This is a genomic window from Pontibacter sp. GD13 (genome assembly GCF_058216355.1).
The window spans coordinates 1-22,191 of record NZ_JBYZMQ010000010.1 but is presented as its reverse complement, the minus strand read 5'-3'; the positions used below and the strand labels follow the sequence as shown (position 1 = coordinate 22,191).

15 protein-coding genes and 1 tRNA gene are annotated in these 22,191 nt (G+C 49.5%); 11 read left to right on the top strand and 5 right to left on the bottom strand.

Going from position 1 to position 22,191, the window contains the following annotated elements:
• Window positions 1–410: 410 nt before the first annotated feature.
• From AC4BAN_RS13575 to AC4BAN_RS13565, 3 genes are all read left to right on the top strand, one after another.
• Window positions 411–4,115 (top strand): sensor histidine kinase, encoded by a 3,705-nt coding sequence (locus AC4BAN_RS13575; RefSeq protein WP_490564950.1) that lies wholly within the window; start codon window positions 411–413, stop codon window positions 4,113–4,115.
• Window positions 4,112–7,603, top strand: coding sequence for a DUF8818 domain-containing protein (locus tag AC4BAN_RS13570; protein WP_490564949.1), 3,492 nt, complete (start codon window positions 4,112–4,114; stop codon window positions 7,601–7,603). Before AC4BAN_RS13575 ends, AC4BAN_RS13570 begins: the two co-directional genes overlap by 4 nt.
• Window positions 7,604–7,713: 110 nt before the next feature.
• Window positions 7,714–8,607: a cyanophycinase gene (locus AC4BAN_RS13565; protein WP_490564948.1), complete on the top strand. Its 894-nt coding sequence runs from the start codon at window positions 7,714–7,716 to the stop codon at window positions 8,605–8,607.
• Window positions 8,608–8,699: 92 nt separating this feature from the next.
• On the opposite strand, the gene rfaD is transcribed toward AC4BAN_RS13565, so the two are convergent.
• A complete protein-coding gene (gene rfaD / locus AC4BAN_RS13560) occupies window positions 8,700–9,665 on the bottom strand; it encodes an ADP-glyceromanno-heptose 6-epimerase (protein WP_490564947.1) in 966 nt (321 codons plus the stop codon).
• Between the two features lie 81 nt (window positions 9,666–9,746).
• On the opposite strand from rfaD, the gene AC4BAN_RS13555 reads away from it, so the two are divergent.
• The 4 genes from AC4BAN_RS13555 to lpxB all read left to right on the top strand — a co-directional run bounded on the left by AC4BAN_RS13555 (window position 9,747) and on the right by lpxB (window position 13,286).
• The gene (locus AC4BAN_RS13555; RefSeq protein ID WP_490564946.1) at window positions 9,747–10,658 is read left to right on the top strand and encodes an ABC transporter substrate-binding protein; all 912 of its coding nucleotides are present in this window, start codon (window positions 9,747–9,749) and stop codon (window positions 10,656–10,658) included.
• Entirely contained in the window at window positions 10,658–11,665 is a 1,008-nt protein-coding gene (locus AC4BAN_RS13550) for a FecCD family ABC transporter permease (RefSeq protein WP_490564945.1), read from the top strand. The genes AC4BAN_RS13555 and AC4BAN_RS13550 overlap by 1 nt, the downstream gene beginning before the upstream one ends.
• Window positions 11,666–12,091: a 6-pyruvoyl trahydropterin synthase family protein gene (locus AC4BAN_RS13545; RefSeq protein ID WP_490564944.1), complete on the top strand. Its 426-nt coding sequence runs from the start codon at window positions 11,666–11,668 to the stop codon at window positions 12,089–12,091.
• Between the two features lie 73 nt (window positions 12,092–12,164).
• The gene (gene lpxB / locus AC4BAN_RS13540; protein ID WP_490564943.1) at window positions 12,165–13,286 is read left to right on the top strand and encodes a lipid-A-disaccharide synthase; all 1,122 of its coding nucleotides are present in this window, start codon (window positions 12,165–12,167) and stop codon (window positions 13,284–13,286) included.
• A gap of 79 nt (window positions 13,287–13,365) precedes the next feature.
• Here lpxB and clpX read toward each other — a convergent pair whose 3' ends face one another.
• The 4 genes from clpX to AC4BAN_RS13520 all read right to left on the bottom strand — a co-directional run bounded on the left by clpX (window position 13,366) and on the right by AC4BAN_RS13520 (window position 17,209).
• Window positions 13,366–14,592, bottom strand: a complete 1,227-nt coding sequence (gene clpX, locus AC4BAN_RS13535; protein ID WP_490564942.1) for an ATP-dependent Clp protease ATP-binding subunit ClpX — start codon at window positions 14,590–14,592, stop codon at window positions 13,366–13,368.
• Window positions 14,593–14,943: 351 nt separating this feature from the next.
• A complete protein-coding gene (locus AC4BAN_RS13530; protein WP_490565065.1) occupies window positions 14,944–15,642 on the bottom strand; it encodes a ClpP family protease in 699 nt (232 codons plus the stop codon).
• Window positions 15,643–15,727: 85 nt separating this feature from the next.
• The gene (tig, locus tag AC4BAN_RS13525; RefSeq protein WP_490564941.1) at window positions 15,728–17,053 is read right to left on the bottom strand and encodes a trigger factor; all 1,326 of its coding nucleotides are present in this window, start codon (window positions 17,051–17,053) and stop codon (window positions 15,728–15,730) included.
• Between the two features lie 74 nt (window positions 17,054–17,127).
• Window positions 17,128–17,209: transfer RNA gene (locus AC4BAN_RS13520), tRNA-Leu, on the bottom strand.
• Between the two features lie 248 nt (window positions 17,210–17,457).
• Here AC4BAN_RS13520 and AC4BAN_RS13515 point away from each other — a divergent pair.
• Genes AC4BAN_RS13515 through AC4BAN_RS13500 form a run of 4 tightly spaced genes read left to right on the top strand, consistent with a single transcriptional unit; the run spans window position 17,458 to window position 21,811 of the window.
• Window positions 17,458–19,659, top strand: a complete 2,202-nt coding sequence (locus AC4BAN_RS13515; protein ID WP_490564940.1) for a RelA/SpoT family protein — start codon at window positions 17,458–17,460, stop codon at window positions 19,657–19,659.
• Between the two features lie 35 nt (window positions 19,660–19,694).
• Entirely contained in the window at window positions 19,695–20,195 is a 501-nt protein-coding gene (locus AC4BAN_RS13510; RefSeq protein WP_490564939.1) for a Fur family transcriptional regulator, read from the top strand.
• Window positions 20,167–20,517: an STAS domain-containing protein gene (locus AC4BAN_RS13505; RefSeq protein ID WP_490564938.1), complete on the top strand. Its 351-nt coding sequence runs from the start codon at window positions 20,167–20,169 to the stop codon at window positions 20,515–20,517. The genes AC4BAN_RS13510 and AC4BAN_RS13505 overlap by 29 nt, the downstream gene beginning before the upstream one ends.
• Before the next feature lie 7 nt (window positions 20,518–20,524).
• Complete coding sequence (locus tag AC4BAN_RS13500) at window positions 20,525–21,811, top strand: adenylosuccinate synthase (RefSeq protein ID WP_490564937.1); 1,287 nt, start codon at window positions 20,525–20,527, stop codon at window positions 21,809–21,811.
• Window positions 21,812–22,191 lie beyond the last annotated feature (380 nt).

Here is a 22,191-nt window from a genome sequence, read left to right as displayed (position 1 = left end):
TTTTGATGCCTGTGTAGTTGAGAAGAGGAACGTTTTTATTGCTCCTTTTATTCAGTCTGCGCAAGTTTGACCGTAGACACAAACGTTGACCGGTATGCGACCTGTACTTGTAGCAGCGAAAGGTATTTTCTGGGGAGCCCTGTATAGCAGTGAAGTTATCGGTTAGTTTAGTGCTGGCGTTTGGGCTGGTGCTTTTTTGCCTAGCATACTAACTGCGCACCTGGGCTTATATAAGGGCTGAGGCAAGCAGCATTATTATGTCTACACCGCTATTATTCAGGTATGCCCCATACTGATGCTGTATTTTGCAGGTGTAAAGTATGGCCCCTTTTATAGTAAGCGCTAATTTACGTTTGAATCTATAGCGGTTATCTTGCGTTTTTGTTTAAATTCGTAGATAATCGGTTATTTTGAAACGGAAGTTAATCCCATTCCTCTTGTTCTTTCTGGCGGTACTGTGCTTTCTGGCAACAGCGGCCCTTTATTTCAACATATTCTTCGTAAGTACTCAGGTTGATACTACGCAGCAGGTGGCCATGCTCACCAGCCGTACCAAAAAGTGTATAGAAAAGGCCAGAAACGAAGCCTTTGGTCTGGGAAAGTATTTAAGTACGCATGCGCCTTCCTTTTCGAGGCTTCTTAAAGAAACCTCTTACCCTACCTTTATCTATCAAAATGGGCAACTGGTTTTCTGGTCAGACCATGCCATTGTACCTGACCTGGAGCTTATGCATGACAAGAAAAGGAATAGTGTAGTGCCCAGCCAATATGGTTCTTTTATAGTAGTGCCCAGCCGGAGTAACGAAAATGAGATATACGTTTGTGTTCCACTACAAGTGGATCTTCAGGAAAAGTCAAGCCAAATTTACCCTAGGCTACAAGATGAGCTACTAGCAGGCGTCAATGCTAAACTTGTTTTAGAACCCGATTCTAGATTCCCTGAAATCAGAGATCAGGATAATACCTTCCTGTATGCCGTAGATTTTGAAGGTAACCAGGAGCAAAGAACATCCAGGCGTTTACAATTCATGTTACTGGTGCTGGGTGTTTGTTTTTACATAGCTGCCTGCATTGCGCTTTTGTTAAATTTCGCCCATCGAAGCGCGCACGGGAAAGGCATTGTGCTGCTGCTGTTTTTGTTGGTGTTGCTCAGGTTTTTTCTCCTGGTGCTCGATCTTCCGTTTGCGCTCACGGAGTGGGAGCTGTTTGATCCACGCCTGTATGCCGCATCATTCTGGTCGCCTTCGCTAGGGGATATGGCCCTGAATATGATCTTGCTGGCTACCGTGGCTGGTTGTGGGCTCTATCTTTTCCGCAAGAACCGCATGCTGGTGCAGCTGCAACTATTGCCCAGACGGAAGGCACGCGTTTACATGCTGTTCAGTTTGTTAAGCTTTTATTTGCTGCTGGCCGTACTGTACCAATTTTACCACGGTATTTACCATAACTCCCCCCTGGTGCTCGACATCACCGAGTCCCTGGCGTTCACAAAGTACAAAGTGATCATTTTTGTAGTGATGACGATCCATACACTGGCACTGTGCCTCTTTACTTACATGCTCAGCACGGTGGTAACGGTGTTGCTAAGAAAGGAAAGGAAGGTATGGCCCTATCAGGTATTAGGGGTTTGTACCATCTTCTTAATTGTATTGTTCCTGTTTGCCAGGCCCGAACTGATGACTGTGGTGATCATCGGTACCTTATTTTGGCTGGTTGTTTTTCTGTCAGCGCTTAGCAATCAGGCAGTTAGCTTTCCTTACCGTACCTACTTATTCTTTTTCCTGGTGATCATGGTCAGCGCATCTGTGGGCGCGTTTGCCCTGTATGCCCATTATCAGAATGAATTGAAGGTGTACAAACAGAAGTTCGCGTTTAACCTGCTCCAGGATAATGATGTGCTGGGCGAGTACCTGCTGGAGGATGTGGCTGATAAAATCGCGGGGGATGCGCTGATTCAACGGAAAATGATGGGACCTTACGTGGATGCTGGGTTTATCAAACGCAAAATAACAAAACAGTACCTAAAGGATTACTTTGATAAGTATGAAACCAATGTGTTGCTGTTTGACCAGCAGGGCCACACCCTGGAGAGTGCGGATACGACTGCGGCAACACTGCATGAGCTACTGGAAAAGTATGATACGCCCCAAACACGTACAGAACGCCCAAACCTGTTCTTGGTAAAGGACCCCACCCGCTACAATGCCCGCACCTACTTTAAACTGATACAGGTGCCCATCAGCCATTCGCAGCGCGGTACTATTGTGTTGCAGCTCACCCTCAAAAAAATGCTGCCCAACAGTGTGGTGCCCGAGATTCTGGTAGATCAGAAGTACTCCAATACGTTCCGAACGGATATGTTGAGTTATGCCATTTACAAAAGTGGCAAGCTCTGGTACAGCGAAGGTGAGTACGACTATGCCACTAATTTCAACAAAAAGCTGATCAGGTACAAAGAACTGTTCGGGCAGGGAACGCGACAAGGCAATTTCCACCATTTCGGCGTTCGGGATGGCAACGGGCATGTATTGGTAGTAACGACGGAGAAGTATGGCGCTCAGGAAGTCTTGTCAAATTTTTCTTTTCTGTTTCTTGTTTTCACGGCTGGCCTAATCCTGATCGGGTTGTTGTACCTGATACTTCAGCGGCGGCAATTGCAGGAGTTCAGTCCTAACTTTAGCACCAAGATCCAGCTTTTCCTGAACTTTGGCATTTTATTGCCCTTGTTACTGGTAAGCATTGCAACGGCAGGCTTAGTGACGGCATCCTATAAAAAGGACCTGATGACAACCTATGAACAGCGGGGAGAGGCCATCCAGGAAAACTTGAGTAAGCTAGTGGATTCCGGTATGCTGGAGGATGGTAAGGGTTTACGAAGAAAGATAACTGAGATCGCCGCCTTGTCGGAGGCCGATGTAAACGTATATGACCAAACCGGAAAGCTGGTGGTGACAAGCCAGCCCCTGATTTTTGAAACAGGTTTGCTTTCAAAGTTGATCAACCCCGAAGCATTTGCTGCTATCTCCGAAAGGCAGGCCCTACGGGTCTTGCTGCAGGAACAGGCTGGCCAACTGGCTTTTAACGCAGTGTATTTACCGCTACGGAGCAACGTGAAGCAAAATGAGTTGATGGGATTTATCGGTATACCCTTCTTTGACTCTGAAAAGGAGCTGGACCTGAAGCTGATCGAGTTGATCACGACTACGATGAATATTTTTACCGTGATGTTTATCATGTTTATGGTGCTCACGTTCTTTGCCTCCCGCGCCCTGACTGTGCCACTGCGCATGCTGGCCGGCAAGCTTAAGCATACTTCGCTTACGGGTAAAAACGAGATGCTGGCCTACGAGGGTGCTGATGAGATCGGGATGCTGGTAAACGAGTATAACCGCATGCTGCTCACGCTGGAGCAGAACAAGGAAGACCTGGCCATGCAGGAGAAGGAAGCCGCCTGGCGCGAGATGGCCAGGCAGGTGGCCCACGAAATAAAGAACCCGCTCACACCCATGAAGTTGTCGCTGCAATACCTGCAGAAGGCCATTGAAGAAAAGAAGCCGAACACAGAACAGCTCATCGGTAAAATATCCCATACCCTCATCACTCAGATCAACATCCTGAGCGACATTGCCACGTCCTTTTCTAATTTTACGGCGATGCCCGAACCGAAGCAGGAGCGCATCAACATCGCCGGGGCCCTGCGCAAGTCCGCTGACCTGCACAACGACCCGGCCACAGCGGTGGTGCAAACCAGCATAGCCGTGGAGGAGGCGATGGTGATGGCAGATGAGAGCCTGATGGTGCGCACCTTCAACAACCTTTTGCTCAATGCTATACAGGCCGTTCCGGCCAGCCGCAAGCCGCACATCAAAATTTCCCTGTCCATTCAGGATGGAGCGGCCGTGCTGATCGCAATAAAAGACAACGGAAGCGGCATACCGGATGAGATCAAAGGGAAAGTGTTTATCCCGAATTTCAGTACCAAGTACAGCGGCTCGGGCATAGGCCTTGCCGTAGCCAAGAAAGGGATTGAAAACGCTGGAGGTCGCATTTGGTTCGAGTCGGAGGGAGGCAAGGGCACCACGTTCTATATTTCTTTACCGTTGGCCGGCGCATGACAAAAAAGGGGCTTTATCTGCTGTTGCTGCTGTTTTGGCTAAGCATGCCGCTGGTAGCCCAGTCCTCGTTTAGCAACCAGCGCTGCAAATGGATACCGGTTGACCCAGCGCCGCAGCAACTCGACTCCCTGACATTAGCTCCCTCCACTGTTACGTTCGTTCATCCACGCAAAGAGCAGTTTCGCTTCGACTACAACTACAGCCGCAACGAATTTGTGCTGACCGCTTTTCCGGCCCCTGACTCTGTGAGTATAGATACCCTGGGTACCCAAGCACCCGTGCCCGACTCGGTGCTGGTCTGTTTTCGGGTGCTGCCCTTTAACCTGACCAAACCCGCTTTCAGACGCGACATCACCAAACTGGAAATGAGCTCCTTTCAGAAAGGGTTTTACCAGGAGGACATTAGTACCAAAGAAGAGATATTCAGTACGCCGGGGCTCAGCAAAACAGGCAGCATATCGCGCGGTATCTCGTTCGGGAATACGCAGAACGTGTTCGTGAACTCTGCCCTTAATCTGCAGCTGGACGGCAAGTTAACCGACGACATCAGTATAACCGCAGCCATTACCGACCAGAACATTCCTTTCCAGCCCGAGGGCAACACGCAACAGTTGCAGGAGTTCGATAAAGTATACATCACACTCGATCATAAACGCTGGCAGCTTACCGCCGGCGATGTGGTGCTGCGCAGCAAGCCATCCTACTTTTTACAGTACTACAAAAATGTACAGGGCGGTGCCTTTGAAACCGTGTTCGGCAAAAAACCCGAAAACCAGGGGGTAACGGCGTTGGCTGCCTCGGTATCGAAGGGCAAGTTTGCCTCCCAAACGATTCAGGCCCTGGAGGGCGTGCTCGGACCCTACCGGTTGCGCGGCCCCAACAACGAGCGCTTTATCATTGTGCTGGCAAACTCGGAGCGTGTTTTTTTAGATGGCAAACTGCTTGTTCGGGGCTACGACTACGATTACGTGATCGATTATAACCAGGCCGAGGTTACGTTTACCACCCGCCACATCATCACCAAAAACACCCGCATTAAAATAGACTTCGAGTACTCGGACCAGAACTATAGCCGGGGGATTTACACGCTGAACCACTACCAGAACCTGGGCAAGCTGAAAGTATACGGCAATTATTACAACGAATCGGACAACCCGAACAACCTCATCAACCTGGATTTGCAGGAGGAGCAAAAACGCCTGCTGGTCGGCATCGGCGACAGCCTGAACCTGGCCGTTATTCCTGGTGCTGACAGCGTGGCCTTTGATGCGAGCCAGATCCTGTATGCTAAAAAAGACACACTATACAATGGCGGGCAAAGTATAGCCACTATTTTTGTGTACTCCACAAACCCGGATGCCGCTTTTTATAATGTGCGCTTTACAGAAGTGGGGCAGGGGCAAGGAGACTATGTGGCAGCCAACGATGCCGTGAATGGCCGTGTTTTCAAGTGGGTGGCTCCCGTGGATGGCGCCTCGCAGGGCAGTTACGCCCCATTACGCGTACTGCCCACGCCCCGAAAAAAGCAGTTGGTTACCGTTGGCAGCAGCTATGAGGTACAAAAGGGCCTGAATGTGTTTGTGGAAGGCGCCTTTTCAGAGAATGACCTGAACCGTTTTTCCAGGCTAGATGCACAGGACGACAGGGGCAAGGCCCTGCGGGTAGGGTACAGCCTACTAAATAGGGAGCTAAAACTGCTCGGCAACTACAAACTGAACAGCACGCTGAACTATGAATACACGGATCAGTATTTTACTCCCATTGATCGGTACCGGCCCATTGAATTCGACCGCGACTGGAGTTTGCCTGCGGTGGTAGCCCAGGCAAATGATCAGATATTTAATTTTTCGGTAGGAGCCGCAAAAGACGCCGAAAACTTTTTTAACTACCGCATCAGTCGCCGCCACCGCAACCAGCAGCTAGATGGGGTGCAGCATTACCTGGACGCCTGGAAAAAGCTGGGCCATGTGGAGCTTCGTAATAACTTTTTTATACTCAACAGTGAGCAGGGGCTGCGGAAATCGGAATGGTACCGCGGCGATGTGGGTGTAAAGTATAACTTCCGGCATTTTTCGCCAGGGTATATTTATCGGTTCGACAAGAACAAGATCAGGGCGCTGGCCACGGATTCCATAACGGGTTCAGCGATGTATTTTGAGGAGCACCTGGTGTATGTGGAAAGCAGCGACACGGCCCGCACCCGGTTCCGGGTTGACTACAGCAACCGCCGGGACCTCAGGCCAACAGGAAACGGAACGCTGGGCTTACCAGAAATCGGCCAGACGTACAACGCCATCCTGCAGACCATACTGGGGCCCGAGAGCGACCTGGCAGTGCAGGCCACTTACCGGAAACTGGAGCTGGCAAAGGGCAAGAACGAAGAGACTGTGCAGTCGCGGGTAGACTGGAATGCCGCTTTTCTGGATGGCAGTTTTAGGTCGGAGCTGAGTTATGCCGTAGGGACGGGGCGCGAACTGAAGCGCGTGTTTATATTCAGGGAAACCTTGCCCGGACAGGGCACGCATTACCTGCGCGAGGGCGGCAACACCAACGACCTGAATGATTATCTGGAGGCCCAAACCGTAGACCAAAGGCGCTACATCAAGATATTCCTGCCCACTGATGCGTATGTGAATGCCTTCACAAACCGTTTTACTTACCGCCTCAACAGCACCACGCCCCGCAGCTGGCACGGAAAAGAGGGAATGAAGGGCCTGGCTTCCAAATTCTCGATGCTAAGTTTTGTGAGTATCGATAAGAAAACCACCGACGACAATCTGGCCAACCGCTTCAACCCCTTTAGTGAGGATTTTGAGGATGAGTTTCTGATCTCACTGGCCAAGTCGTTGCGCAACACTGTTTACTACAATCGCAGTAACCCGCAGTACGGGGTAGAATACACCTGGCAACAGAACCAGCAAAAGTCGCTGCTTGCTAACGGCACCGAAACGCGCAACATCGGAAGCCACACCGCAGTGGGCAGGTTAAATTTAAATGAGGTGCTTAGCACACAGTTGCAGGCCGTGTATGGTGTGCGGGAGCACCGCTCCAATTTCCTGACATCTAAAAATTTTCAGATTGTATCGCAGGAGCTTACCCCAGAGCTTTCGTACCAGCCCAACACGAAACTGCGCTTTACCGGCTCCTACCAACTGGCCCTGCGCCAAAACGAGCTGGCCCCTACCGACGAAGAGCAGCTGGCCACTTTTAATGAGCTGGGCCTGGAGGCCAAACTGAGCCAGGTGGGCAAGCGCACTGTTTCGGGCAACTTCCGGTTTGTCAACATCAACTATACCGGCGAGCTAAACTCGTATGTGGGCTATGAAATTCTGAATGCCCTGCGCCCCGGCAATAACCTAACATGGTCGTTGAACCTGCAGCAGCGCCTGAGCAACGGCCTAAACGTTTCTCTGAATTACGATGGGCGCAAAGCCAACGGGATAGGGGCGGTGCATACCGGGCGCACGCAGGTGTCTGTGCTTTTCTAACCTGCCTTCCTCACTTACAATTGTAACCAGTTGCCTTTAACTTTTCTTGCATAGCAAAGTATAAATAGTTGATTAAAGCTGATACTGTAAGTAGCAAGCTTGTAAGAGTAATGGCTAAGAGAAAAGTGACAGATAAAAGCAAGCATCACCAGGAGGCGCCTGTTCCGAAAGGCCGCCTGCTGGTTATTGGAGGTCATGAGAGCAAGGGCAAAGGTAAGCTTAAGGATGAGCAGAAACGCAACGTGGATTTTGAGAGTGAGGAAATCCTGAAGTTCTTCGTCTCAAAACTGAGTGGTAAAAACGCGATGCTGGCCGTTGTGCCAACCGCCTCTGACATTCCGGAAAAAATGGCCAAAAATTATGTAGCTACCTTCAAAGAGCTAGGGTTAAACCATGTAGAGGTGCTTGACATTCGCTCGCGCGAAGACACCGAAAGCGAGCGGAACTATGAGGTTGTGAAGCAGGCAGCAGGAATCTTCTTTACAGGCGGAGACCAACTTCAACTAACCTCCATCTTAGGAGGTACCACGCTGCTGCAACTAATAAAGGAACGCTTCACGTATGAGGATATGCTGGTTGCAGGAACCAGTGCCGGGGCCACGGCACTCTCCACCCCCATGATATATGAGGTAATGACGCACGGTGGGTTCTTGAAGGGCGATGTACGCATTACTACCGGTCTGGAGTTTCTGAAAAACGTAGCCATAGACACCCACTTCATTGAGCGGGGTCGCATCGTGCGGATGGCGCAGTGCATCGTCACGAACCCAGGCTGCATTGGTTTAGGACTGGAAGAAGACACGGCCGCTTATATAACAGAAGGAAGAGAGGTGGAAGTAATCGGCAGCGGCCTGATGACGGTTGTGGATGGGATGCAGATGGAATGCACCGACATTTACCAGATCGGCACCAACGAACCTTTCTCTGTTCGGGGCCTGCGCGTGGACCTGCTTGCAAATAAGGAGAAGTACACCATCCCCACCTTCGACCAGCTGCACCTGTAGCAGAGCACTATAGTCTATGCCGTAATATTAAACAAAATGCTGCCCCGGTTAGACCCAACTTCCCAAGGCAGCATCAGAGTATAATAGATTGCTCAAGAAAACATTCCCCCCATCAGATAGTGCTGTACATAATCCTGCACGCCCTCCTCTAAAGTATAAAAAGGCTTATCGTAACCGATAGCGCGCAGCTTGCTCATGTTGGCTTCCGTAAAATACTGGTAATTGTCGCGAATGGCTTCGGGGGTATCCATAAAATCGATGTCGGGGGTTACGCCCATCGCCTCGAAGGTACTCATGGCCAGCGCCATAAAGGTGCGTGCCGTGCCGGAGCCCAGGTTGTAAATGCCGGAATTTCTGCGGTGGTGCATCAGGAACAGACACACTTCCACTACATCCTTCACGTAAACGAAATCGCGCATTTGCTCGCCATCTGCATAGTTGGGGTTGTGCGAGCGGAAAAGCGTCATGCGGCCTTTCTCCTTGATCTGGTTATAAGTATGGAAAACAACCGATGCCATCTTGCCCTTGTGGTATTCATTTGGCCCGTACACGTTAAAGAATTTTAAGCCAGCCCAGAAAAAAGGCTTCGCTGTTTGCTCCAGTGCCCAGATATCGAAATCGTTCTTAGATTCGCCGTAGGGGTTCAGCGGTTTCAGGAGCGGAATGGTGGCTTCATCGTCATCATACCCTAGGGTTCCGGCGCCGTAAGTGGCCGCCGAGGAAGCGTATACCAGCGGAATCTGGTACTCGCAGCAAGCGTTCCATACTTTTTTGGAGTAATTCAGGTTCAACAGGTCGAACACATCCTTGTTAAACTCCGTGGTATCGGTGCGGGCCCCGAGGTGGAAGATGAACTCTACTTCTTCGTAATGGGTATCGAGCCACTCAAAAAAGTTGTCGCGGTCTACGAACTCCTTTATCTTTTTCCCTTTCAGGTTTTGCTCTTTTTTAGCGACGGAGAAATTATCCACCACAACAATATCATTAAAATTGGCCTGATTTAGTCTGCTTACAAGGCAGCTAGCTATAAAACCGGCGGCACCAGTTACTACGATCATACTTTGTATTTAAAACTGTAACAGAATTGCGCTAAATTTACAAAAATAAACAACGCTACTTTGGCAATACGCAGCTATACTTTGAAAAGAGAACGACCGGTTGATTTAATTATAGCCATTGCGTCGTTTTTCTTTTGCCTGTTGCTAGGCGCCTGTACAGGCAAAGAACAAAAGGACGCACGGCAGGCGCTTGTGTTGCACGATGACCTGGGTAGAGAAATAAGGCTGGCAAAGCAACCGGAGCGTGTTTTCGCCCTGGCCTCCTCCATGACCGAGATGCTGTACGCGGTATTGGATACGGGCAGTATCGTTGCCCGCACCCCACACGATAATTTTCCAGCCAGTGTACTAACCAAACCAGTGGTCAGCAATTACCCCGTAGATTATGAGCAGGTACTGCGTCTGAAGCCAGACCTGATCTTTACTGTGGAAGGCATAACGCCGTTGGAGGTGGCTGCACGGCTGCAGGAACTGGGCGTGCCGGTGTATTATCAAAAGTATACTGCTGTGGAAGATGTTTTTACAGGCTTAACGGATATCGGTAAGATCATGGGCCGCCAAAGGCAGGCGCAGCACCTCGTGGACTCCCTGCGCCAGGAGGTGCTGCGGATCCGGCGGCGGCACAGTGCAACAGCGCAGCCGCTGCAGGTATTGGCCATCACCTGGACAGACCCGATCTACGTTTACGGGCAAAACACCATCTTTACTGACAAGCTACGCTTATTGGGAGCCGAAAACGCTGTAAAGGAAGAATTTGAGCAGCCGTATCCCGCCCTGACGAGGGAGTATATCCTGAAGATGAACCCGGATGTTTTGCTGGGAGGCACGAAAGAGAAGCTGGAGGGGAGCTTTTTTAGCCAATACCCTGAGTTGCGCAGGATCAATGCCTATCAGCAAAGCCGTATCTATGCACCAACCGACGACCTGATGTCGAGGCCGGGGCCGCGCGTGGTGGAATCGTTAAAAGAGCTGGAAGGCTTCCTGTACAACTAATGCACCGGACGGCCTACTTTATACTTGCCCTGTTCCTGATTCTGGCGGTGTTACTGCTGGGTTTGCAGGTAGGTTCTTTTACGTCGGGTATGGGCACTATTCTGGAGGCACTTTTTAACTATAACGCAGCTAACAACACGCATTACGCTATTGTGTATCTGCGCTTGCCCCGCCTGATCCTGGCCTTGGTTGTGGGAGCCTCGCTGGCTTTTTGTGGCTACCTGATGCAGGCGATGGTAAACAATGGCCTGGCCGACCCTTATTTGCTGGGCACGGCCTCGGGTGCCTCGCTGGGCGCTGTGCTTGTTTTTTTTGGGTTTATAGACATAACCGTGGCGGGCTTTTACATGCCGCCGGTGTTCGCTTTGCTGGGTGCGTTTGTGGTTACGCTGGTTGTGGTGGCCTTGGGTTACCGAAAGCGGCAACTAATTCCGGCGCAACTGCTGTTGGCGGGCATTGCCATCAGCTCGCTGGTGGCTTCCATGGTGGGTTTGCTCACCTTTCTGTCTGATTCTGAGGGAAAGCTGAAGTCGGTTATTTTCTGGTCGATGGGTAGTTTTGAGCGGGCCAGCTGGCGGCTGGTGCCTTACCCGGCGGTTGTGCTGTTGCTTGCCTTGCTGCTTTTTGCCTTTTACCAGAAACAGCTGAACATTCTGTTGCTGGGGGAGGAGCGGGCACAGGCCCTGGGGGTGCGGGTAGCCCGCACGCGTTGGGTCATACTGGCCACGGTGTCGGTGGTAACGGGCTTTGCGGTGGCCACCTCGGGCCCCATTGGGTTTGTTGGGCTGATCATTCCGCATGTTACCCGTGGTTTATTGGGGGCTACCGGCAAATCGAACCTGCTTTTCTGCGCATTTGTGGGGGGCTTGTTTATGCTGCTCTGCGATCTGCTCTCCCGTATCCTCTATCCGCCGGCAGGGTTGCCAATTGGAATCATTACTTCGTTCTTTGGTGTTCCTTTCTTTGTATATTTGCTGTTCAAAAAGAATTACAATTTTAGAGGTTAAATGATTTACGTAAGCAGGTTAGAGCACTTTAACGCAGCGCACAAGCTGTATAACCCGAATTGGTCGCTGGCTAAGAATAAAGAAGTGTTCGGCCCTTGTGCCAACGTGAACTGGCATGGCCATAATTACGAGTTGGTTACAACGGTTAAAGGAAAACCAGACCCCGACACAGGCTTTGTGATCGACTTAAAACAACTCAGTCTGCTGATCAGGAAGCACATTATAGAGAAGGTAGACCACAAGAACCTGAACATGGATGTGCCTTTTATGGAAGGCAAACTGGCCAGCACCGAGGTACTGATCATAGAGTTCTGGCAAATTCTAGCGCCTCATATTTCAGAAGTTTCAACTGGTCGTGCAAAATTACATAGTCTGAAGCTATACGAAACTCCCCGAAACTACGTAGAGTATTTTGGCGAAGCGTAAGCCCATTCAGCCATCAATTCCCAATCTTATTTTTTTTTGCCTTTACAGGTAGTTCAGAACGGATACGTACTGCATGAAATATTACATTATAGCTGGCGAGCGATCCGGTGACCTACATGCTGCCAACCTCATAAAGCAACTCCGCAAACAGGACCCGTCAGCCGAGATTCGCGGCTGGGGCGGCGACATGATGCAGGAGGCGGGCATGGAACTGGTGCACCATTACCAGGAAATGGCCTTTATGGGTTTTGCCGAGGTGTTAACAAGCCTGCGGAAAATCCTAAGCTTGCTAAAAGAATGCAAAGCTGACATCAGATCCTGGCAGCCGGATGTGGTGATCCTGGTAGATTATGCCGGGTTTAACATGCGCATTGCCAAGTTTGCGAAGAACCAGAGCTTTAAGGTGTTTTACTACATCTCCCCGAAGATCTGGGCCTGGAACCAGGGCCGCGTGCACAAGATAAAGAAGGCGGTGGATAAGATGTTTGTGATCATGCCTTTTGAGGAAGAGTTTTACGGGCGCTTCGGCTATAAGGTAGATTATGTGGGCAACCCGGTCAATGATTCTGTCACGGATCATGTGGCTACTTCAGACTTCAGGTCCAAGAACAAGCTGTACAACAACAAGCCCATCATCGCGATACTGCCCGGAAGCCGGAAACAGGAAATAGAGAACATGCTGCACGTAATGCTTAGCGTGCTGCCCTCGTTCCGCGACTACCAGTTTGTAGTGGCAGGGGTTTCAAATTTTTCCAAAGCCTACTACGAGCAGTACAACAAGGATCCCAATATCAAGGTTATCTACGACCAGACCTACGATTTACTGGCCCACGCCAAGGCGGCCCTTGTAACCTCGGGCACAGCTACGCTCGAGACTGCCTTGTTTAACGTGCCGCAGGTGGTGTGCTATAAAACCAGTGCCGTATCGTATTCGATCGGTAAAATGGTGATCAAGGTGCCTTATATTTCGCTTGTGAACCTGATTGCCGATAAGCCCATCGTTGTGGAGTTGATTCAGGAAGATTTCACGCCTAAAAAAATTGTGGCGGAGCTTAAAGAAGTGCTCTTCGATAAGTACTTTATAAAAAAGCAGTTAGAGGGTTATAATACGGTTCGCGCTAAAATTGGCAACTACCGTACGGCTGAGCGCGCTGCCGAGTTAATGGTGGGTTACCTGAATGAAGAGAAGTTATAAAGCAACAGCATACGTATAAAAGCAGCGTGGCCTGGTAGATAGCTACCAGGCCGCGCTGCTTTTATACTTTATAACTAACCTAGGCTACTTTTAGCTGCTTAAGCGTTGACTTGTCAAATTTTTCGCGGGCATAGTCGCCTGTTATCAGCAGTTCCTTGGTTCCTTCCTCAGAGGGCAATTCAAACATGGCATCCGTCATGATGCCTTCACAAATAGAACGCAGGCCGCGTGCCCCTAGCTTAAACTCTGCCGCTTTCTCCACAATGTATTCAAGTGCGCTGTCGTCGAAACGGAGGTTGATGTCCTCCATCTCGAACAGGCGCTTGTACTGCTTCACGATAGAGTTCTTTGGCTCGATCAAAATGAGGCGAAGGGTTTCCTTATCGAGCGGGTCCAGGTGGGTAACTACTGGCAATCGGCCAATAAGTTCAGGTATCAGGCCAAAGTTTTTCAGATCCTGTGCCGAAAGGTAACGCAGGAAGTTCTCGCTTTCATCGTTGTCATCCTGCTTGGACTTCGAGAAGCCTATTGGGCGGGTGTTCAGGCGGTTCTTGATTAACCTATCAATGCCCACAAAGGCGCCGCCGCAAATAAACAGGATGTTTTCCGTGTTTACGGTGATCATTTTCTGCTCCGGGTGCTTACGGCCACCTTGCGGCGGTACATTTACTACGGTGCCTTCCAGTAATTTAAGCAAGGCCTGCTGCACGCCCTCGCCGCTTACATCGCGGGTAATGGAAGGATTGTCGCTTTTGCGGGCAATTTTGTCGATCTCATCAATGTAAACGATGCCCCGCTCCGCCGACTCAACATTATAATCTGCTGCCTGTAACAAGCGTGTCAAGATGCTCTCCACGTCTTCTCCCACATAACCTGCCTCTGTCAACACCGTGGCATCTGCAATGCAGAAGGGTACCTGTAGTATGCCGGCCATCATGCGCGCCAGGTAAGTTTTACCGGTTCCTGTTTCGCCAACCATGATGATGTTCGACTTCTCGATCACAACCTCGTCATTATTTTCAGAGGGTTGCATCAGGCGCTTGTAATGGTTGTACACTGCCACAGCCATTACTTTTTTCGCGTCGTCCTGGCCTACCACAAACTGATCGAGATACGTTTTCATTTCCTTCGGCTTCATCAGGTTGAATTTCGGAGTACGGCTATTGGCCCGTATCTTATTCTCCTCGTTCAGGATCTGCTGCGCCTGTCCGATACAACGGTCACAGATGTGGGCGTTAATACCTGAAATCATCACAGATACATCTTTCTTGTTTTTGCCGCAAAATGAGCACGTTATTTCAGCCATACGTAACGATTGATCCAAATAAAGTAGCCGCTGGTATTCAACGCCTAAAACAAAGGTACAAAATTGAAAAGTTATACGTACATAATTTCTTAAATGCAAATTATGCTATAATACTGAAAACAAGGCTTACATTTTAGAATAGATATGTAACTATTTTAATTTATGTGATTGAGCGTTAGATCGTTGAGTGTTTACGATATCCACAGTACTGTGTTGATAATTTTTCTGATTTTGCAGTTGTTTCGCCTTTTTGCAACGGGCCGAGCCAGCTTTTAATGCGTAGAAAGGCAAAGAAAAACCCGCCATGGCACAGCCATGGCGGGTTTAAAGTACAGTTATGGTAAGCTATACTTAGACCTTCTTGCGGGTTAACACCTCGTCAATCAGTCCATACTCTTTCGCTTCCTCGGCCTTCATCCAGTAATCACGATCAGAGTTGTCGTACACTTCCTGGTACGATTTGCCCGAGTGCTGCGCCAGTATCTCATACAGTTCTTTCTTCAGCTTCAGGATCTCCCTTGCCGTGATCTCAATATCAGATGCCTGCCCTTGTGCACCGCCCATTGGCTGGTGAATCATGACACGGGCATGCGGCAAAGCAGAACGCTTGTTGGCTGCCCCGCCTGCCAGCAGCACAGCACCCATCGAAGCGGCAAGCCCTGTACAGATCGTGGCCACATCCGGGTTTACATACTGCATGGTGTCATAAATGCCCAATCCGGCGTACACCGAACCACCAGGGCTGTTGATGTACAGCAAAATGTCTTTCTTGGCATCCGCTGACTCCAGGAACAACAACTGTGCTGTGATGATGTTGGCAATAAAATCATCTACCTGTGTACCCAGGAAAATAATGCGGTCCATGATCAAACGTGAGAACACGTCGATCTCGCGGAAGTTGGTAGGGCGTTCCTCAATCACGGAGCGTGTCATACTTTCAATGGTATGCATGGCCCGGCCTTCCACGTGGTTTATATATTGGTCTACGCCCAGGCCGCTCATGCCCTGGCCTTTTACGGCAAATTTCCGGAACTCGTCTTTGTTAAACATCATGTTGTTTAGGTTTACGGTTTTCTCAAAAATAAAAAAAGGTCCTTAAAAAAGGACCTTTTATGTAATATAGTTTTATGCGTTCTTATTCAAACGACATATTTCTGAAGTCCTCAGCAGTAACTGTCTTCTCAACAACAGTCATTTGTTCTTTAAGTTTAGCGAGCACCTTCTCGGCTAGCAATTGCTCGTACTCCTGAATGTAGTTACGGCCATTGTCCTGCTGTAGATGCTGCGTAGCATAATTATTCATGCTTTCTGCCAGCTCCTCCGGTATCTCAGGCATGTTGAACTGCGCCAGCATCTTATCCTTTGTGCTCTGTACAACTTCTTCGTTGCTCACTTTCAGCTCGTTGGCCTCTACAACCTTGTTTTTGATCATAGACCACTTCAGCTCACGCAGATACTTATCAAAGTTCTCTTCAATTTGCTCTGCTGTAAGTTTGCCTTCGTTGGTTACTTCCAGCCAGCGCTTGAAGAATGCAGTAGGTAGTTCTACGTTAACATTGTCAACAAGCGTGTCAATTATATTGCGGTACAGCAGGTTGTCTGCCTCGCGGTCGTAATTTTCCTTGATCGTCTCGCGGATCTTGGCATCAAACTCCTCTTCCGTTTTAACTTCGTCTTTACCGAAAAGCTTATCGAAAAGCTCCTGGTTTAACTCAGCTGCCTCGGTGCGGTTAATCTTGTCCACGGTGAACTCAAACTCACCGTTCAGGTCAGCCACTACCTCTTTGCTCAAGCCTGTCACGTGCGCAAGTGCTGCGTTATCGTCGCCAAACGTCTTGCGCAGGTCGAAACGGATCACATCGCCTTCTTTCACGCCGATAAACTGATCCTGCCCTTCTACAATGCGACTTGTCGGGATCAGTGTCTTAGAAAGAAAGTCGCCTTCCAGCTGCTTCAGTTCTCCTGAAATAAAGTCGCCTTGGGCTGAAGTCTCCGGGTTCACTGTTTTGCCGAACTGGCGCTTCAGGTTCTCGTAGGCTTCGTCTGTCGTTTTCTGATCTATTTCTACTGCGTACCCCTCTACGCTTTTATCCAGCGGAAGGTTGATTTCTGGCAGCAGGCCAACGGCATAGGTAAATTCAAACTCCTTCTGGTTGTCCCAGTCGATATCGGCCTGGTTGGGCTCCGGAAGCGGCTCCCCTAAAAGCTTCACATCATTCTCCTTCAGGTATTTGGAGATCTCCTCCTGAAGCAACTTGTTGATCTGCTCTACCAGGATGCTTTTGCCATACATTTTCTTTACAAGCCCGGCAGGCACTTTACCAGGTCTGAAACCCTTGATCTGGGCTTTTTTGCTGTACTCTTTAACCTGCTGGTCTACTTTTGGAGCGTAATCGGCCTCTTCCAGTACCACCTTCAGTTGTGCGTTGGTGCTGTCGGTTTGATTTAATGTAATATTCAAGGCGTTTAAAATTTAATTTTGAAATATCTACTAAAAACAAACCCCCAACAAAGCTGTTGAGGGTTCATGTTATGTGCGGATGGAGGGACTCGAACCCCCATGCCTCGCAGCGCTAGATCCTAAGTCTAGTGCGTCTACCAATTTCGCCACATCCGCTTGAAGTGTGCTTGTTTGTATTAACGATGCAAAGGTAAGCATCGTAATTTTAAATGCAATACCCGCTCTTAAATTTTTTCTAATATTTTTTAATCGCGATATAGAGAAAGGTGCATCATGGCTTTGGGAAAGGTGTCTATTGGTTGCAGTTTATAATCAGTTATATTTGAAACTTATAAAGCCTCTACCTACTTATACATATATAAGCGCCTGGCCGTAATATAGCCAGCCGCTTACATGAATAGCATATGGTTACAACGATCGATCCGGAAGCAGAACGCAAAGAGATCCTACGACACTACAGAAGAATACTTCGGTACGCAAAGCCTTTCCTGAAGGACAACGATGCCAAGATCATTAAAAAAGCTTTTAATACTTCGGTGGAAGCGCACAAGGATATGCGCCGTAAATCCGGGGAGCCTTACATATTCCACCCACTGGCCGTGGCCCAGATTGCCGTAGAGGAGATCGGGCTGGGCACCACCTCCATTGTGGCCGCCCTGCTGCACGATGTGGTGGAAGACACAGAAATGGAAATCACCGACATTGAGCGCGAGTTTGGACCCGGCGTGGCACGCATCATTGAGGGGCTCACCAAGATATCAGGCGTTTTTGACTACGGCACGTCGCAGCAGGCGGAGAACTTCCGTAAAATGCTGCTCACGCTCAGCGACGATGTGCGCGTGATCCTGATCAAGCTGGCCGACCGTTTGCACAACATGCGCACCCTTGACAGCATGCCCCGCCATAAGCAGCTTAAAATAGCCTCTGAAACCATGTACCTCTACGCCCCGCTGGCCCACCGGCTTGGCCTGTACGCCATTAAGTCTGAGCTGGAGGATCTGTACCTGAAGTACACCGACACGGAGACCTATAAAGACATCTCGAACAAGATACGCCAGACGCGCAGTGCCCGGAGCAAGTTCATCAAAGACTTCATTTCCCCAATCGAGGAGGAGCTCTACAATTACGGGTTTAAATTCAATATCAAAGGCCGTCCGAAATCCATTTACTCTATCCTTAAAAAGATAAAGAAACAGAACATCACCTTCGACGAGATCTACGATCTGTTTGCCATCCGTATTATTCTGGATGTGCCCCTCGAGAACGAGAAGGCCGCCTGCTGGCAGGTGTACTCTATTATAACAGACTTTTACCAACCCAACCCGGACCGCCTCCGCGACTGGGTGAACACCCCCAAGGCCAATGGCTACGAATCGTTGCACACTACCGTCATGAGCAAATCCGGACAGTGGGTGGAGGTGCAGATTCGTACCAAGCGCATGGATGAGATTGCCGAGCGCGGCTATGCCGCCCATTGGAAGTATAAAACCGAGGCAGGCATCAGCTCTGAGTATGGCCTGGAGGTATGGATTAACAAGGTGCGCGACATGCTGGAGAACAACACGGCCAACGCCCTGGAGTTTATGGATGAGTTTCGGAAGAACCTGTTTGTGGAGGAAGTCTTCGTGTTTACTCCCAAAGGCGAACTGATCATATTGCCGGATAAGGCCACTGCCCTCGATTTTGCCTTTGAGATTCATAGCCAGATAGGCTTGCAGTGCCTGGGTGCCAAGGTGAACCAGAAGCTGGTGCCCCTGAGCTATAAACTTAAAAACGGCGACCAGGTTGAGATCCTGACCTCTCAGAAACAGAAACCGAACGAGGAGTGGCTGCAGTACGTGGTTACCTCCCGGGCAAGGTCCAGGATAAAGGAGGCCTTGCGCGAGGAGCGTAAAAGCCACTCGGAGCAGGGCAAGGAGATACTGGACCGTCGCATGTTGCAGCTGGGGGTGCCCGACACGCAGGGCAACCTAAACAAGCTGATGGCCTTTTTTAATGTGCCCACCATGCAGGACTTGTATTACCGGGTTGCCACCGGGCACATCGATATCAAGAACATAAAGGAGGTAATCTTTACAGCCGCTTTGGACAAAGCGAATTCCATGCTCGAGCCTAAAACGTTCGACAGGGAAGTGCAGAAGATACGGGGCGTGAACTCTGATATGCTGGTTATTGGGGAGAAGACCTCTAACATGGAATACCGGGTGGCCAAATGCTGCAACCCCATACCCGGCGATGACGTGTTCGGCTTCCAGACCGAGGACGATGAAATAGAGATACACCGGACCAACTGTAAGAAAGGCATCGAGCTGATGTCTAACTATGGCAACCGGGTGATCAAGGCAAAGTGGACGGACCAAAAGGAACTGGCTTTCCTGGCGGGCATCCGGATAAAAGGCACCGATAGGGTGGGGCTGGTGAATGACCTAACAAAAGTTATCTCAACCAGTTTAAAGGTAAACATGCGCTCCATCACCATCGATTCTAACGATGGTATATTTGAGGGTAACATCATGGTGTTTGTAAACGACACCAGCCACCTGGAGAAGCTGATACAGCGCATGAGCAAAGTGAACGGGGTGCTTACAGTGGAGCGTTTCGAGTAAGGCGTTTTACCCCAGTATAGTATAAGGATAAGATCATGGCATTGAATCATACAAAATTCGAGCAAGTAAAAAAGATATTCACCGCTTACCTGGAGAGCAAAGGCCTGCGGAAAACACCGGAGCGCTATGCCATTCTGGAAGAGATCTACTCCCGTGACGGACATTTTGATGTAGAGTCGCTCTACATCAGCATGAAAAACAAAAACTACCGCGTAAGCAGGGCCACGGTATACAACACCCTCGATCTGTTAGTAGAAAACGACCTGGTGAGCAAGCACCAGTTTGGCCGTAATTTGGCGCAGTACGAGAAATCTTACGGTTTTAGGCAGCATGACCACGTGATCTGTACCGAGTGCCATAAGGTGGTGGAGTTTTGTGATCCCCGAATCCATAATATACAAACCATGGTAGGCGACCTGTTAAATTTTCATATCTTGCACCATTCCCTGAACCTATACGGTGTTTGCGGCGATTGCCGCGCCAAAAACGCAACTGAGGAACAACGCCATGAAGTATCTGACAGAGCAGAAGGATGATATCCTTTTTATAAGGCTGGAAGGCGACCTGATTGCCGGTACCGACACACAGCGATTGATGGAGGATGTGGATGAGGTACAGGAGGGCAAGCTGATGCTTTGCGCCGTCGACCTGTCGAATGTGCGGTTCATGGACAGCAGTGGCATGGGTATTCTGGTGTCGCTGCTTACAAAGTTTCGTAACAGAGGAGGCGAGCTGGTACTTATCAAGCCCTCCGATCATATCCGCAAATTGCTTATCGTTACCAAACTCAACGCAATTTTTACCATCGCGGAAAATGATAACTTTGCGGCGCAATTCTTAAAGGAATCAATTTATTAAAGTATAGATGGCAGTTGATATTTTATTGGGTCTCCAATGGGGCGATGAGGGTAAAGGAAAAATCGTTGATGTGCTGGCCCCGACCTATGACATTGTAGCCCGTTTTCAGGGCGGCCCAAATGCTGGGCACACGTTAGAGTTTGAAGGCACTAAACATGTGCTCCACCAGATACCCTCTGGTATATTTCACCCGCATATTCAGAACATCATTGGCAATGGCGTGGTGCTGGACCCAATTGTGTTTAAAATTGAAATGCAGAAACTGACAGACCGTGGGGTAGATGCTGCCCGCAACCTGTTTATTTCTAAAAAAGCCTCGCTTATACTTCCCTCTCATAAAATACTGGACAAAGTATCGGAAGAGGCATTGGGTAGCGGCAAAATAGGATCTACGCTTAAAGGCATCGGCCCGACCTACCAGGATAAAATAGGGCGGGTAGGCCTGCGTGTCGGCGATATACTGGCTGATGATTTTGAGGAGCGCTACAAGAAACTGGTGAGCCGCCACCGAAAGATGGTGGAATTCTACGGCCAACAACTGGATTTAGGAGATCAGGAGCAAGTGTTCTTTGATGCCGTGCATTACCTGCGAACACTCAAACTGGTAGATAGCGAGTACATGATCAATGAGGCCATCCGGAATGGGAAACGCATATTGGCGGAAGGGGCCCAGGGGTCGTTGCTGGATGTGGATTTTGGAACGTACCCTTATGTTACCTCATCCACTACTATGGTAGCGGGCGCTTGCACAGGCCTTGGGGTAGCCCCGAAACACATAGGAGAAGTATACGGCATTTTTAAAGCCTACTGTACAAGAGTGGGCAGTGGCCCGTTCCCGACTGAACTGCACGATAAAATAGGGGAGGAGCTCAGGGTAGCTGGTAACGAGTTTGGTTCCACCACGGGTAGGCCACGCCGCTGTGGCTGGGTAGATCTGCCAAGCCTGAAGTACTCTATTATGTTGAACGGTGTTACGCAGCTTAATATGATGAAGGCGGATGTGCTAACAGAGTTTGACACCATTAGTATCTGCACACATTATAAGTTAGAATCTGGCGAGATGACGGATCATGTGCCGCACTCAATGGAGGAAGGAAGCTTTGAGCCTGTATATATAGCACTGCCGGGATGGAAAGTGGATTTGAATCAGATTGATTCCGTTGATGCGCTTCCGGAGGCTTTTAAAAACTACCTGTCGTTTATTGAAGGGCATTTGAAAGTGCCGATTACGATTGTGTCGGTAGGGCCTGATAGGAAAAGCACCTTGAAGCTTGAAAGCGTGCAGGTAAACTAAACGCAAAGACAAATAAAGTATGAAGAGTCCGGTTGTATAAACCGGACTCTTTGCTTTTAAGCCACTAGCAAACAGGAACAAAATGTAGAGAGGCAAAAGTAAAATAAAGTAGGACATAGAGTGGAACAAGCGCTAAAAAGAAAGGAGTTAAAACCTAATGCGTTGGCCAATTAGAAATTTTGCAAATAATTGTACACAAAATCAGGTGCTTACGAAATTTCGAAACATTTTCTCCTGCCACCCCTTGCGGTTGCCGCCATTTTGCTTACCTTTGCATCCCGGTTCAGCAGGGACGGGTTAAGCGGGGAGGATAGGGCGGCGAGAGCGGCCCGCGGGCGGCGGCAGGGCCTTTTCAGGCGGGCTTTAGGCCCCGGAAAAAA

Excerpts from the sequence above, each read along its gene's own strand:
- AC4BAN_RS13570 (WP_490564949.1), top strand. The coding sequence starts at position 4,112 with ATGACAAAAAAGGGGCTTTATCTGCTGTTGCTGCTGTTTTGGCTAAGC.
- AC4BAN_RS13565 (WP_490564948.1), top strand. The coding sequence starts at position 7,714 with ATGGCTAAGAGAAAAGTGACAGATAAAAGCAAGCATCACCAGGAGGCG.
- rfaD (WP_490564947.1), bottom strand. The coding sequence starts at position 9,665 with ATGATCGTAGTAACTGGTGCCGCCGGTTTTATAGCTAGCTGCCTTGTA.
- AC4BAN_RS13550 (WP_490564945.1), top strand. The coding sequence starts at position 10,658 with ATGCACCGGACGGCCTACTTTATACTTGCCCTGTTCCTGATTCTGGCG.
- AC4BAN_RS13545 (WP_490564944.1), top strand. The coding sequence starts at position 11,666 with ATGATTTACGTAAGCAGGTTAGAGCACTTTAACGCAGCGCACAAGCTG.
- lpxB (WP_490564943.1), top strand. The coding sequence starts at position 12,165 with ATGAAATATTACATTATAGCTGGCGAGCGATCCGGTGACCTACATGCT.
- clpX (WP_490564942.1), bottom strand. The coding sequence starts at position 14,592 with ATGGCTGAAATAACGTGCTCATTTTGCGGCAAAAACAAGAAAGATGTA.
- AC4BAN_RS13530 (WP_490565065.1), bottom strand. The coding sequence starts at position 15,642 with ATGTTTAACAAAGACGAGTTCCGGAAATTTGCCGTAAAAGGCCAGGGC.
- AC4BAN_RS13515 (WP_490564940.1), top strand. The coding sequence starts at position 17,458 with ATGGTTACAACGATCGATCCGGAAGCAGAACGCAAAGAGATCCTACGA.
- AC4BAN_RS13510 (WP_490564939.1), top strand. The coding sequence starts at position 19,695 with ATGGCATTGAATCATACAAAATTCGAGCAAGTAAAAAAGATATTCACC.
- AC4BAN_RS13505 (WP_490564938.1), top strand. The coding sequence starts at position 20,167 with ATGAAGTATCTGACAGAGCAGAAGGATGATATCCTTTTTATAAGGCTG.
- AC4BAN_RS13500 (WP_490564937.1), top strand. The coding sequence starts at position 20,525 with ATGGCAGTTGATATTTTATTGGGTCTCCAATGGGGCGATGAGGGTAAA.